The sequence below is a fragment of the Alcanivorax sp. 97CO-5 genome, from assembly GCF_000524665.1.
Classification (GTDB): domain Bacteria; phylum Pseudomonadota; class Gammaproteobacteria; order Pseudomonadales; family Alcanivoracaceae; genus Alcanivorax; species Alcanivorax borkumensis.
In genome coordinates this window covers 99,195-111,979 of record NZ_KI965878.1, presented here as the reverse complement: position 1 = coordinate 111,979, position 12,785 = coordinate 99,195, and the positions used below count along the sequence as shown (strand labels likewise).

Genomic DNA, 12,785 nt, shown 5'->3' with positions numbered 1-12,785 from the left:
AGATGGCAGCAAGCAATCATGGGTAAGAACGTAGTCATTCTCGGCACCCAGTGGGGTGATGAAGGCAAAGGCAAAATCGTCGATCTGCTTACCGATCAGGCCTCATTGGTCGCCCGCTTTCAGGGTGGCCATAACGCCGGCCATACCCTGGTGATCGATGGCAAGAAAACGGTCCTGCACCTGATTCCGTCAGGCATTCTTCGTGAAGATGTGCAGTGCCTGATCGGTAACGGCGTGGTGCTTTCTCTGGAAGCCTTGCTTAAGGAAATTGGTGGCCTGGAAGATCAGGGTGTTCCTGTTCGCGATCGCCTGCGTTTGTCCGCCTCCTGCCCGCTGATCTTGCCTGTGCACGTGGCTCTAGATCAGGCTCGGGAAGCGGCCCGTGGCAACAAGAAAATAGGCACCACGGGCCGGGGCATCGGCCCGGCCTATGAAGACAAGGTGGCTCGTCGGGGCTTGCGCCTGGGTGATGTGTACCAGCGTGAGCTGTTTGCCGCTAAGCTGGGCGAAGTGATGGATTACCACAACTTTGTTCTGCGCAGCTATTACAATGCCGAGCCGGTGGATTTCCAGAAAACCCTGGATGACACCTTGCAGCTGGGCGAAGACGTTCGCAGCATGGTGACTGACGTGACGGCGGTGCTGCACGGCGCCCGTGAGCGCGGCGAAAATATCATGTTCGAAGGAGCCCAGGGCACCCTGCTGGATATCGACCACGGCACCTACCCTTATGTCACCAGCTCCAATACCACCGCTGGCGGTACCGCTACCGGCACCGGGTTTGGTCCTCTGTACCTAGATTATGTGCTGGGTATTACCAAGGCCTACACCACCCGGGTGGGGAGTGGCCCGTTCCCTACTGAGTTGTTCGACGAGAATGGCCGCTACCTGGCCGAGAAGGGGCACGAATTTGGTTCTACCACGGGCCGTGCTCGCCGTTGCGGGTGGTTCGATGCGGTGGCGCTGAAGCGCTCCATCCAGATTAACTCCATTACAGGCCTGTGCCTAACCAAGCTGGATGTGCTGGATGGCCTGGAAGAGATCAACATCTGTGTGGGCTACCAGGATGCGGCCGGCAACTCGCTGGAGTGCGCCTGGGATGCGGATAGCTACGAAGAAGTGAAGCCGGTTTACGAAAGCCTGCCGGGCTGGAGTGAATCCACCCTGGGCGTGAAGTCGGAAGACGATCTGCCGGCCAACGCCAAGGCTTACCTGCAGCGCATCGAGGAAATCACCGGCGCGCCCATCGACATTATTTCCACTGGCCCGGACCGGGTGGAAACCATCATCAAGCGGCACCCGTTTTCGTAACGAGTTTCCGTAAAGGAACGACAAAAAGGGTGGCTTCGGTCGCCTTTTTTATGGCTTTTAACCCTCGTTCAAATTCTTTCTCCTAATAATTGAAGCCTGTTCACAAATCACAAAGTTGTCGATTCCCTGTGATCAAAATGCAACAAAATCCCGGTTAGATGGTGTCTCGTTCATTCATCGAATATCGGGGATTTGTCATGTCCAAACGCATTTTGCGGGTGGCGCTGACCGGCCTTGCAGCAGGGATTGTTACTGCTGCTCATGGCGCCAGCGTGTCCGTGCCCTCTTATCAGACATCCAGCCAGTGGTTTGCTGATGGTCAGTCTCAGGTTACTGAGAAAATGGCTCAGGAACGCAATGACGTAAAAGCTAAAAACGTGGTCCTGTTTGTGGGTGACGGCATGGGGATTTCCACCCTAACGGCTGCGCGAATCCTGCAAGGGCAGCTGGATGGCAATGATGGGGAAGAGAACCTGTTGTCTTTCGAACAGTTCCCCTACAGCGCGCTGGTCAAAACCTATAACACTAACCAGCAGACCCCGGATTCCGCTGGCACCATGACCGCCATGATGAGCGGGATCAAGAATAAAGCCGGCATGATCAATATCAGTAGTGATGGCCTGCGTGGCGATTGCGCCTCTTCCCAGGGCAACGAGCTGCACACCTTTCTGGACCTGATGGAAGCCACTGGTCGGTCAACCGGGGTGGTGAGTACTGCCCGGGTCACTCATGCTACGCCGGCCGCCACTTATGCCCATGTTCCGGAGCGTAACTGGGAATCCGATGACAGCCTTACCGATGAAGCAAAAACCAATGGCTGCAAGGATATTGCGGATCAGTTGGTGTCCTACGATTTAGGCGACGGTATCGATGTGGTGCTGGGGGGAGGGCGGCGCCATTTCCTTCCTGCTGCCGATGGCGGCAAGCGTGCGGACAGCCGTGACCTGACACAGGAATGGCAGGACCGCTATGAGGATTCTGATAGCTCAGCCCTGTATGTAGAAACCGGTAATGAGTTGGCCACGGCAGACCTGGCCAATGTCGACAAGCTAATGGGCCTGTTCACTTCTTCTCACATGAGTTACGACGCAGACCGGCAGGCCAGTGGTGCGGATGAGCCCACCATTGGCAGCATGGCGGTCGCGGCCGTTGATGTGCTGAAAAAAAATGAAGAAGGCTATTTTCTAATGGTGGAAAGCGGCCGTATTGACCACGCTCACCATGCTGGCAATGCCTACAATGCTCTGCACGATGCAGTGGCATTTTCCGACGCGGTTCAGGCTGTGGTCGACAAGGTGGATCTGGATGAAACCCTGATTCTGGTGACGGCAGATCATAGCCATGTCTTTACCATTGCCGGCTACCCGACCAAAGGCAATCCCATTCTGGGCAAAGTCGTCACCAATGATGGCGCGGGCGCTCCGGAAGCGGCTCCCACCGGTGATGCCGACGGCAACGCTTACACCACGCTGGGTTATACCAATGGCCTTGGCTATGCGGATTTGGGCGCGGAAACCGATGCTGATGCGCGTTATGCCAGCGCACCCCTGAGTGGTCGTCAGGATCTGAGCGGTGTGGATACTGAAACGCCGGGTTATCACCAGGAAGCGCTTGTGCCCATGGGTTCTGAAACCCACGCGGGTGAAGACATTTCCCTGCACGCTATCGGTGCTGATTCCTGGCTGGTGCAGGGCAACATGGAGCAGAACGCCTTGTTCCATATCATGACCCGCGCCACAGCGCTGACCCCGGCCGAATAAAAGGAGCATGACAATGAAAATGAAATCTTTGGTTCTGGCAATCTCGGCCTCGACACTGCTCTACGGCTGTGGTGGTAGCGATAGTAACAATGACGGCACTGCTGGTGGTGGTGACACCGGAGGGGAAAATTCGCTGTCCTTCAGTAGTGATCAGCTTTCCAGTGAGTGGTACACCCAAGCTGAAGCGAAGGTGGATGCTGCCGCCCAGCGAGAGGTCGTTAACGCCACGGGTGCGGCGAAAAATGTGATTCTTTTTGTGGGCGACGGCATGGGCATCTCCACCGTCACTGCAGCGCGAATCCTGGCAGGGCAAATGCAGGGGCTTGACGGGGAAGAGTACCAGCTCAGCTTTGAAAAAATGCCCTTCACCGGTTTGGTGAAGACCTACAATACCAACCAGCAGACCCCGGATTCGGCTGGCACCATGACTGCCATGATGAGCGGTGTAAAAACCAAAGCTGGCGTACTCGGTGTCAGTGAAGAAGTGGTGCGGGCTGATTGTGCTTCCAGTCAAGGTAAGGAGCTGGTGACTGCTCTGGAGCTGGCGGAAGATATGGGGAAAAGCACGGGGATCATCTCTACTGCACGTATTACCCACGCTACCCCGGCGGCAACCTATGCGAAAAGCCCGGAACGTAACTGGGAATCGGATGATGGGTTGACGGCAGAAGCAGCCACCAGTGGTTGCAAGGATATCGCCGATCAGTTGGTCTCGTTTGATGTAGGCGATGGTATAGATGTGGTGATGGGGGGCGGTCGCCGTCATTTTATTCCGAACGCCGATGGCGGTAAGCGTACCGATGGCCGCGACCTGACGGCAGAATGGAAAACCGCACACCCTTCCGGGTCCTATGTGGAAACCGGTGCCGAGCTTGGTGCGGTGGATGCAGCCACGGTGGGGCAGGTACTGGGTTTGTTTACCAGTAGCCATATGAGCTACGACGCAGACCGAACTGCGAATGCCAAGGATGAGCCCTCTCTGACAGAGATGACGGAAAAAAGCATTGATGTGCTTTCCCGGAATGAGGACGGATATTTCCTGATGGTGGAGTCCGGCCGTATTGATCACGGTCACCATGCTGGCAGTGCCTATAACGCGTTGACCGATGCGGTGGAGTTTTCCAATGCGGTGCAAGCTGCCATGGACAAGACCAATGCGGAAGACACCTTGATTATCGTGACCGCCGACCACAGCCATGTGTTCACTATTGCGGGCTACCCCACTCGGGGGAATCCAATTCTCGGTAAGGTGGTGACCAATGATGGCAGCGGTGAGCCGGAAAGCGCCCCGACGCTGGCGTCAGATAATATGCCCTATACCACACTGGGTTATACCAATGGTTTGGGTTTTGCCGATCTGGGGAATGAAACCGACGCTGACGCGGTTTATGGCGGTGTCCCGGATGTCGGCCGTAAGGATTTGACGGCGGTGGACACCGAGGCTTCCGGTTATCACCAGGAAGCGCTGGTGCCATTAGGTAGCGAGACCCATGCCGGGGAGGATGTGGGTGTCTGGGCGCGAGGCCCTGGGGCGCATCTGTTGACGGGGACCAATGAGCAAAGCCTGATCTTCCACGTAATGGCCCACGCTGGTGGTTTGTTGCCGGAATAATATCTCCCTGCAATATTTACGGGCGTCCGTCAGGGGGCCCGTTTTTTATGGAGTGCAAAAATGAAAATCGTATGGGTGTTGATGGGATTGGTGCTGGCGAGTGAGGCTTGCGCACAATGTGTTGGCGGTTCCCTTCAAGGAGAAGGGCAGGTGTTGCATGCCCGTTATCAGGTTTTCTCAGAAGGAGGTCGTCACCAGGTGGATTTTTATCGTTCCGGTAACCAAGTGGCCTGGCAGCGTGGGGATGTGATCAGCGTCTGGAAGAAAGAAGCAGAAAGTGCATCGCTGCTGCGCTCTTTTCCCGGCTATGAGCGTTCCATCTGGTATCCGGCAGGCGATCTGCGGGCGTTGGGGAAGGAAACCCGTTGGCAGGGTGTAACCGGCTGGCCGCAGCCTGAAGAGGCTGGCTTTGCCCGAGTGGAAGGCGGTGATGCCGTTGTGTTGGGGTGCCCGGTGCGGGCATATCAGAATGGGGAGCATGGGCAGGTGCTGTGGCTGGAGCAGGCGGGCGTGCCTGCCCGGGTGGCGGATGCGGCCCAGCAATGGCAGCTGGTGTCTCTTCAGCGAGCATCAATGAGTGATACGTTTGATCGGTGGCGCGAATGGCCCAGTACCGATTTCGCTGATGTTGGCGATAATGAAGCCGATTCTTTCCTGCGGAAAATGATTGCACTGGGGTTTGTCGAGCATGGCGCCAGTGGCTTCTATCAGGCAGACGGTAAGCCGATGCAGGGAGGAGCACACCACCACTGAGTATGGTGGCGTTTATTTGCGGCGGGTAATCACAATCAGTGCCACGGTGACGCCGACCACGGCGATGGGGAAAAACAGCAGGTAGCGTTTGCGGCGGGCTTCTTTCTCCCGGTGAGCATCGGCCTGCTGAATGGCCGGGTGGACGGATTCGGTGGCTTGCACCGTATTGTCCGGTTTGGCGTAGGTGGCCACGGGGGCCAGGGCCAGGCCACAGGCCAGCACAAGTGCAGCGATCACGGGGCGAAGGAGTGTCATATTGACCTGCGCTATCAGTGATTGAGAGGGGCTAGGCCGGGGCTGAAACGAAAAAGGGCCCCCGCTTGGGAGCCCTCTTTCTTAATTGGTGCCGAGGAGAGGACTTGAACCTCCACGCCCTTGCGAGCACTAGCACCTGAAGCTAGCGTGTCTACCAATTTCACCACCTCGGCTTTGCTATGCATTGACTAAATTTATTAGCCGTTCATCGCGAAAGCGGGTGCATTCTAGTATATGATGGCCCAATGTCAAATTCCTTTTCAAAAAAACCTTCGATGACCTCAAAGAAACGCTATAGCGATCCCCATGCCGACCGAGAGGCGGAAAAGTACGAGAACCCCGTTCCCAGCCGGGAGCTGATTCTGGATGTGCTCAATGATCAGGGTAAGCCCCTGTCGTTTGAGCTGTTGGCTCAGCTACTGGAAGTGGATGAAGAGGGGGAAGTCGGACTGGATCGTCGTATCAAGGCCATGCTTCGTGACGCTCAGCTGGTTCAGAACCGCAACGGTAAAGTCGGCGTGGTGTCTCGTATGGACCTTATTGCCGGTCGAGTGCAAGGCCATAAAGATGGCTTTGGCTTTTTGATTCCTGACGACAAAACGCAAGGCGACCTGTTTCTAGCGCCCCGGCAGATGGAAAACGTCATGGACGGTGACCGGGTGCTGGTCAGCAACGCGGGCTATAACCGCTTTGGCAAGAAAGAGGCCCGCATCGTTGAGATCACCGAACGGGTGGCCACCGAAGTGATCGGTCGTTATTCCCGGGAAGCGGGAATCAGCTTTATTGAGCCAGAAAATCGCCGCATTACCAAAGAAGTCCTGATCGAAGACAAAAACGGCATCAAGCCGAATCCGGGCGATCATGTCCGTGCCACCATTACCCAATACCCCAGCCGAGACCACCATGTATTGGTTCGACTGGAAGAAATTATTGCTACCCCGGACGAGGCAGGCATGGAGGTAGAAGTGGCGCTACGCCGTTTTGAAATTCCTCATGTTTGGCCGGAAGGGGTGGAGGCCGCCGCTGAGAAATTCGGTGACAAGGTTCCTCATGAGCCCAAGGCCCACAGGGTGGATCTACGTGATCTTCCGCTGGTAACCATTGATGACGAAACCGCCCGAGATTTCGATGATGCAGTCTATGTAGAGCGTCGTCCCCGCGGTGGTTGGCGCTTGATCGTGGCCATCGCCGATGTGAGCCATTATGTGCAGCCAGGCTCCGAGTTGGATCAGGAGGCGGCCAAGCGCGGCAACTCAGTGTATTTCCCCAATCGGGTGATTCCGATGTTGCCGGAGGCGCTGTCCAACGGGTTGTGTTCCCTGAACCCCCATGTGGACCGTCTGTGCCTGTATTGCGATATGAAGATTTCTGCCAACGGCCGCCTCACCCGGTTTATTTTCCGTGAAGGGGTGATGCGCTCGCGGCACCGTCTGACTTACAACAAGGTCGGCGCGATTATTGAAGAGCCTGAGTCCGAGCTGGCGCAGGACACCGTGGCCAGCCTGGACGATGAGTCCCTGGACATGATCTGGTCGTTCCATGAAATGTTCTTGGCCCTGCGCCGTCGTCGCGCAGAGCGCGGAGCCATCGATTTCGACAGCGATGACACCCGCATCATTTACGACGAGAACAAAAAGATTGAAGCCATTGTGCCGGTGCAGCGCAATGTGGCGCATATCATGATTGAGGAGGCCATGCTGGCCGCCAACATCTGTTCCGCTAAATTGCTGGAAAAAGTCGGTGTACCGGCGCTTTACCGTAACCATGAGCCGCCCAAGGAAGAGCGCCTGAGCAAGTTGCAGCAATTTCTGGGTGGGTTGGGCTTGAGTATCGCTTGGTCGGAAGGGGCGGCGCCAAAGCCGTATGTCTTCCAGGACCTGCGCGAAGAAATTCTGGAGCGCCCGGATCGCAACGTGATCCAGACCATGATGTTGCGCACCATGAGCCAGGCCAAGTACGAGGCCGAGAACAAGGGGCACTTTGGGTTAGCGTACAAGGCGTACACCCATTTCACTTCGCCGATTCGCCGTTACCCGGATTTATTGGTGCACCGTGCCATCCGCTTCCTGATTCGCAGCAATGGTGAGCCGAATCACGTGGATAACCCTGGCAATTTGCCGGAAATCCCGCGTCAGAAAATCCTGCCTTATAACCAGGCGGATATGGTGGCCATTGGTGAGCAGTGCTCCATGACTGAGCGGCGTGCGGATGAGGCCACCCGTGATGTGGTGTCCTGGCTCAAATGCCAGTTCATGGAGGCACACCTGGGGCAGGTGTTTGAGGGTACCATCAGTGGTGTGGCCAGTTTTGGGTTGTTCGTGCAGCTTAGTGATCTGCATATTGATGGCTTAGTGCATGTGGCGAACCTGGATAGCGACTACTACCACTTTGACGAAGTGAGTCTTACTCTCACCGGTGAAAGTACTGGTCGCCAGTTCGGGTTGGGCGATGCGGTCACAGTCTGTGTGGCGGCGGTGCACACGGAAGACCGTAAGATTGACTTGCAGTTGGAGTCCTTTACCCCCAGCGGCAAAGGCCGGCCCAAAGCTGCCAGCAAGAAAAAGCCGTCCGGTGGCAGAGGCAAAGGTGGGCGCTCTGGGAATGCCGGCAAGGCAGAGTCGGGCCAGTCCGAACGGGAAAAGTTGGCCAAGGGCGATATCCCCAAGGCTAAGGCCAAGCGCAAGGGCCCGCCCCGCGGTAAAAAGGCCGCGCGCCGCACCAAAAAAAGCTAACGGCATTGCCCGTAGGGGCGTCGATTGGGTCGCGAATAGATTGCCTTGATGGCATTAATGCGCGGCTTAAGCGCTGCTCCTGCGTTTTGATTCCATTTTCACTGCGTATCGCGTGCTTGCGTGGTGCGTTTAGCGTGCAGGCGTCGTTATGAATAAACCCCTAATGTATTCCGGCTTCCATGCGGTGGAGGCGCTGTTGCGCCATCGGCCGGAGGCAGTGCTGGAGCTGTTCGTTCAGGATACCCGGGCCGACCGGGATGATCCGCGTCTGGCTGCTCTGATGCAGGCAGCAAAAGATTTCGGTATCGCTATCCAGCGAGCTCGGCGCGAGGTGCTTGAAAAGCACGCAGGGCCCCAGAATCAGGGCATCGTGGCGCGGGCGCGACCCCGTCGCCCTTTAGATGAGAGCGCGTTGTTGCAGTGGCTGGACGGCAAGCCGGCCAAGCCGTTGCTGCTGGTTCTGGAAAACGTTACCGATCCGCATAATCTCGGCGCCTGCCTGCGCAGTGCGGATGCTGCCGGGGTTCAGGCAGTGATTGTGCCGCGCCGTAATGCGGCAGGCCTGACGCCGGTGGCATGTCGCACTGCGGTTGGGGCGGCGGAGAGCCTGGCGTATTACGAGATTGGTAATTTGGCTAGCCTGCTGGACCAGCTGCGCGATCGAGGGGTTTGGGTGGTTGGCACGGCTTTAGAAGAACGAAGTGAGTCCCTGTTTACCTTCCAGGCCCCGGAATCCCTGGCCGTGGTGATGGGGGCTGAAGGGAGTGGGTTAAAGCGCCTGACCCGTGATAAGTGCGACCAGTTGTTAGAGATACCCATGGCTGGGGAAGTGCAGAGCCTCAATGTGTCTGTTGCTACTGGGGTTATGCTGTTTCAGGTGCGGGCTCAACGCAGCGTGGAATGACGCAGTAAGTTGCTGCCGGCCACGCTCCGGCGGCGCGCCCTTGCGACTCTCAACCCTTTTTTATTGCCGCCGCCTCGCTCGAGTGTGCATGGCCGTGTTCCGTTATTGTTTTCCCCTTTATTTCAGGGGGTTGCGAGCGGCATCGTTTTCTTTATACGTGTGTAGAGTTGAATTTTATCCGCGCATGCGTTCGTGATGACTAGATGGCAATGGATATGCCTTGAGGTTGCCCCCTGCAATGGGATAGAATCGCGCGCTTCCTGCGTCTCCCCCGGGTTTCGGGCCGGGATGCAGGTCTCCTTGCTTCACCGTGCGTTGATTGTGATCACGGCGGGAAGCTGAATTGGCGTCGTGAGGCGTCGCAACCGTAAGGAGCTAACATGCGTCATTACGAAGTTGTGTTTCTGGTTCATCCGGACCAGAGCGAGCAGGTGTCTGCTATGGTCGAGCGCTACAGCGCGATCGTGACCGACGGCAAAGGCACTATCCACCGTGTTGAAGATTGGGGCCGTCGTCAGCTGGCTTACCCGATCAACAAGATCCACAAAGCTCACTATGTGATGCTGAACATCGAATGTGACGGCGAGACCCTGGGCGAGCTGGAAAACACTTTCCGCTTTAACGATGCCGTAATCCGTCACCTCGTAATTCGTCGCGACAACGCTATTACTGAGCCGTCGCCGCTGGCGAAGCATGACGAGAAGGAAGGGGCTGCCAGCTAACTTTGGAAAGCAACCACTGCGAACTCACTGGTGTGATCGTCACCTTGGAAAAGGTGGCCCTGACTCCAGCCGGAGTGCCCCGCCAGAGAATCTGGTTGGAGCATCGCTCTCGGCAACTGGAAGACGGACACCCCCGTGAAGTCCAGGCCCGCATTGCCGTTATTCTGGCAGGTGGGATGACCCAGCAGGCCGCAGGCCTGAAAGAGGGTCAGCGAATCAAGGTAATCGGATGCCTCAGCCGCGCCGGTTACAAGGGAGACGCCCGGGACCGTTTGCAATTGCTTGCCCAAACGCTGCAAAGCCTTAACTAAGGATTCGACAGGAGATTATCCAATGGCCCGTTTTTATCGCCGCCGCAAGTTCTGCCGCTTTACTGCGGAAGGTGTTGAGTACATCGATTACAAAGATCTCGACACCCTGAAAGCCTACATCACCGAGACTGGCAAGATCGTGCCCAGCCGTATCACCGGCACCAAGGCACGCTACCAGCGTCAGCTGGCCTCTGCTATTAAGCAGGCTCGCTTCCTGGCGCTGCTGCCGTACTCTGACAGCCACGACAATTAAGCCGAGGGGACCATCATGCAAGTGATCCTGCTGGAAACGATCAAGAACCTGGGCGATTTGGGCGCAGTTGTAGACGTACGTTCTGGTTACGGCCGTAACTTCCTGATCCCGCAAGGCAAAGCGCTGCCTGCCACCAAAGCCAATTTGGCTGAAGTGGAACAGCGTCGTGCTGAGCTGGAAAAGCACGCTGCACAGCAGCTGGGTGCTGCCCAGGAACGCGCCGAGAAGCTGAACGAAACCACCGTTTCCATCGCCGCTAAAGCTGGTGACGAAGGCAAGCTGTTTGGTTCTGTGGGCACCCGCGACATCGCGGAAGCCATTTCTTCTTCCACTGGTGTGGATGTTGAGAAAGCAGAAGTGAAGCTGCCTCATGGTGCGTTGCGCACCACCGGTGAGTTCGAAATTGACCTGGCGTTGCACGCCGAGGTCACTGTGGCCATCAAGCTGGCTGTGGTTCCTGCCGAGTAATCGACAGAACTGACAACCGGTTTGCCCCTGCGGGGGTGCGGTGACAGAATCAGGGCATTGTCTGAAAGGACAGTGCCCTTTTTAATGGTAGCTACAAGCAGAAAACTGCAACGCGACCAGAATGCCTCTTAAATTTGGATGCCAGCCGTCGCGCCTAGCGTTTGGGCATGGATAAGGCCTTTCAAATGATTATGCCTTCTTTCTTGTTATGGTTTGTAGCTTGTAGCTCAAAACTTGGCTGTAGTTATTGCTATGAATGAACCCATGTCGCTGGACAAACATCTGCCTGAAAACCTGCGTATTCCCCCCAACTCTGTGGAGGCGGAGCAGGCGGTGCTGGGTGGTTTGCTGCTCAATAACAGCGCCTGGGATGATGTGGCCGAGCGCGTTGGCGCGAGGGACTTTTACCGTAAGGAGCATCGCCAGATTTTCGAGGTGATTGCCCAGCTGGTGGAAGAAGAAAACCCCAGTGACCTGGTTACCGTCTCCCAGGCGCTGAATAACCTGGGCCAGTTGGAATCCATCGGCGGCATGACCTACCTGTCTGAGTTGGCCCGCAACACTCCCAGTGCGGCTAACATTACCGCCTATTCGGATATTGTCCGTGAGCGCAGCATCCTGCGGCAGTTGATCAATGTGTCCCACAAGGTGGCAGACAGCGCGTTTAATACAGAGGGCCGCAAGTCACTGGAAATTCTTGATGAAGCGGAATCCTCCATCTTCAAGATTGCTGAGCAGCAGAAAAAAGGCGATGGCCCGCAGAACATCAAATCAGTGCTTAAAAAAGCAGTGGATCGGATTGATGAGCTGTACAAAACGAAGAGCTCACTTACCGGCCTGACGTCTGGTTTTGAAGAGTTGGATAAAATGACCGGGGGCCTGCAGCCGGCGGACATGATCGTGGTTGCGGGCCGGCCTTCCATGGGTAAGACCACCTTTGCCATGAACCTGTGTGAAAACGTGGCGATCAAGAGTAACAAGCCCGTGCTGGTGTTCTCCATGGAAATGCCGGCGGAGTCCATCGTAATGCGGATGTTGTCCTCGCTGGGCCGCATCAATCAGGGGGCAATTCGTTCCGGTAATCTGGAAAAGGATGATTGGCCGCGCATTACTTCTGCCATTCACATGCTCAGTGAGCAACGCTTTTTTATTGATGATACCCCGGCACTGAGCCCGCTGGAGATGCGTGCCCGTGCTCGTCGGGTAGCGCGCGAATGTGGCGGTGAGCTGGGCCTGATCATGGTCGATTACCTGCAGCTGATGCAGGTGCCTGGGGTGGAAAACCGGGTGAACGAAATCTCGGAAATTTCCCGCTCCCTAAAAGGGATCGCTAAGGAGCTGAATTGTCCGGTGCTGGCGCTCTCCCAGTTGAACCGCTCGCTGGAACAACGCCCCAACAAACGCCCTGTGATGTCCGATCTACGTGAATCCGGGGCGATTGAGCAGGATGCGGATTTGATCGTCTTCCTGTACCGGGACGAGGTGTATAACAAGGACAGCAATGAGCGCGGTGTCGCCGAGATTATTATCGGCAAACAGCGTAATGGTCCTATCGGTACCGTACGCCTAGCCTTCCGCGGTGAGTTCACCCGCTTCGATGACCTGGCCCCGGAATATTATGCGCAGTTGGCCGCAGGGGATGAATAAAACGCAGAATGAAGGCGGTTGGATGCTGAATGCGCAGCCCCCTTTTTTAAAGGTTAA

At 56.4% G+C, this 12,785-nt stretch carries 12 protein-coding genes and 1 tRNA gene; 11 read left to right on the top strand and 2 right to left on the bottom strand.

The window, feature by feature from the left end:
* Nucleotides 1–18: 18 nt before the first annotated feature.
* From Y017_RS03220 to Y017_RS03205, 4 genes are all read left to right on the top strand, one after another.
* Complete coding sequence (locus Y017_RS03220) at nucleotides 19–1,311, top strand: adenylosuccinate synthase (RefSeq protein ID WP_035458884.1); 1,293 nt, start codon at nucleotides 19–21, stop codon at nucleotides 1,309–1,311.
* A gap of 197 nt (nucleotides 1,312–1,508) precedes the next feature.
* On the top strand, nucleotides 1,509–3,071 hold the full coding sequence (locus Y017_RS03215) for an alkaline phosphatase (RefSeq protein WP_035458882.1): 1,563 nt from the start codon (nucleotides 1,509–1,511) through the stop codon (nucleotides 3,069–3,071).
* A 13-nt stretch (nucleotides 3,072–3,084) separates the two neighbouring features.
* Complete coding sequence (locus Y017_RS03210) at nucleotides 3,085–4,683, top strand: alkaline phosphatase (RefSeq protein ID WP_101235038.1); 1,599 nt, start codon at nucleotides 3,085–3,087, stop codon at nucleotides 4,681–4,683.
* Between the two features lie 60 nt (nucleotides 4,684–4,743).
* Nucleotides 4,744–5,436 carry a hypothetical protein gene (locus Y017_RS03205; RefSeq protein ID WP_035458880.1) on the top strand — a complete coding sequence of 231 codons (693 nt, stop codon included), beginning with the start codon at nucleotides 4,744–4,746 and terminating at the stop codon, nucleotides 5,434–5,436.
* Nucleotides 5,437–5,448: 12 nt separating this feature from the next.
* Here the strand turns inward: Y017_RS03205 and Y017_RS03200 are convergent, their stop codons facing one another.
* Nucleotides 5,449–5,691 carry a hypothetical protein gene (locus tag Y017_RS03200; RefSeq protein WP_035458878.1) on the bottom strand — a complete coding sequence of 81 codons (243 nt, stop codon included), beginning with the start codon at nucleotides 5,689–5,691 and terminating at the stop codon, nucleotides 5,449–5,451.
* 86 nt (nucleotides 5,692–5,777) lie between these two features.
* Nucleotides 5,778–5,864: transfer RNA gene (locus Y017_RS03195), tRNA-Leu, on the bottom strand.
* 102 nt (nucleotides 5,865–5,966) lie between these two features.
* Here Y017_RS03195 and rnr point away from each other — a divergent pair.
* The 7 genes from rnr to dnaB all read left to right on the top strand — a co-directional run bounded on the left by rnr (nucleotide 5,967) and on the right by dnaB (nucleotide 12,728).
* Nucleotides 5,967–8,423 (top strand): ribonuclease R, encoded by a 2,457-nt coding sequence (gene rnr, locus Y017_RS03190; protein WP_035458928.1) that lies wholly within the window; start codon nucleotides 5,967–5,969, stop codon nucleotides 8,421–8,423.
* A 148-nt stretch (nucleotides 8,424–8,571) separates the two neighbouring features.
* Nucleotides 8,572–9,327: a 23S rRNA (guanosine(2251)-2'-O)-methyltransferase RlmB gene (rlmB, locus tag Y017_RS03185; RefSeq protein WP_011589469.1), complete on the top strand. Its 756-nt coding sequence runs from the start codon at nucleotides 8,572–8,574 to the stop codon at nucleotides 9,325–9,327.
* Between the two features lie 380 nt (nucleotides 9,328–9,707).
* Nucleotides 9,708–10,049, top strand: coding sequence for a 30S ribosomal protein S6 (gene rpsF / locus Y017_RS03180; protein ID WP_011589468.1), 342 nt, complete (start codon nucleotides 9,708–9,710; stop codon nucleotides 10,047–10,049).
* 2 nt (nucleotides 10,050–10,051) lie between these two features.
* Complete coding sequence (priB, locus tag Y017_RS03175; protein WP_011589467.1) at nucleotides 10,052–10,360, top strand: primosomal replication protein N; 309 nt, start codon at nucleotides 10,052–10,054, stop codon at nucleotides 10,358–10,360.
* A 22-nt stretch (nucleotides 10,361–10,382) separates the two neighbouring features.
* Nucleotides 10,383–10,613, top strand: a complete 231-nt coding sequence (gene rpsR, locus Y017_RS03170; protein WP_007148676.1) for a 30S ribosomal protein S18 — start codon at nucleotides 10,383–10,385, stop codon at nucleotides 10,611–10,613.
* 15 nt (nucleotides 10,614–10,628) lie between these two features.
* Nucleotides 10,629–11,081, top strand: a complete 453-nt coding sequence (gene rplI / locus Y017_RS03165; RefSeq protein WP_011589466.1) for a 50S ribosomal protein L9 — start codon at nucleotides 10,629–10,631, stop codon at nucleotides 11,079–11,081.
* Between the two features lie 252 nt (nucleotides 11,082–11,333).
* On the top strand, nucleotides 11,334–12,728 hold the full coding sequence (gene dnaB, locus Y017_RS03160; RefSeq protein WP_035458874.1) for a replicative DNA helicase: 1,395 nt from the start codon (nucleotides 11,334–11,336) through the stop codon (nucleotides 12,726–12,728).
* Nucleotides 12,729–12,785 lie beyond the last annotated feature (57 nt).

Bases quoted from the DNA above. Each gene is read 5' to 3' on its own strand.
- Y017_RS03220 (WP_035458884.1), top strand. From the start codon at position 19: ATGGGTAAGAACGTAGTCATTCTCGGCACCCAGTGGGGTGATGAAGGC.
- Y017_RS03215 (WP_035458882.1), top strand. From the start codon at position 1,509: ATGTCCAAACGCATTTTGCGGGTGGCGCTGACCGGCCTTGCAGCAGGG.
- Y017_RS03210 (WP_101235038.1), top strand. From the start codon at position 3,085: ATGAAAATGAAATCTTTGGTTCTGGCAATCTCGGCCTCGACACTGCTC.
- Y017_RS03205 (WP_035458880.1), top strand. From the start codon at position 4,744: ATGAAAATCGTATGGGTGTTGATGGGATTGGTGCTGGCGAGTGAGGCT.
- Y017_RS03200 (WP_035458878.1), bottom strand. From the start codon at position 5,691: ATGACACTCCTTCGCCCCGTGATCGCTGCACTTGTGCTGGCCTGTGGC.
- rnr (WP_035458928.1), top strand. From the start codon at position 5,967: ATGACCTCAAAGAAACGCTATAGCGATCCCCATGCCGACCGAGAGGCG.
- rlmB (WP_011589469.1), top strand. From the start codon at position 8,572: ATGAATAAACCCCTAATGTATTCCGGCTTCCATGCGGTGGAGGCGCTG.
- rpsF (WP_011589468.1), top strand. From the start codon at position 9,708: ATGCGTCATTACGAAGTTGTGTTTCTGGTTCATCCGGACCAGAGCGAG.
- rpsR (WP_007148676.1), top strand. From the start codon at position 10,383: ATGGCCCGTTTTTATCGCCGCCGCAAGTTCTGCCGCTTTACTGCGGAA.
- rplI (WP_011589466.1), top strand. From the start codon at position 10,629: ATGCAAGTGATCCTGCTGGAAACGATCAAGAACCTGGGCGATTTGGGC.
- dnaB (WP_035458874.1), top strand. From the start codon at position 11,334: ATGAATGAACCCATGTCGCTGGACAAACATCTGCCTGAAAACCTGCGT.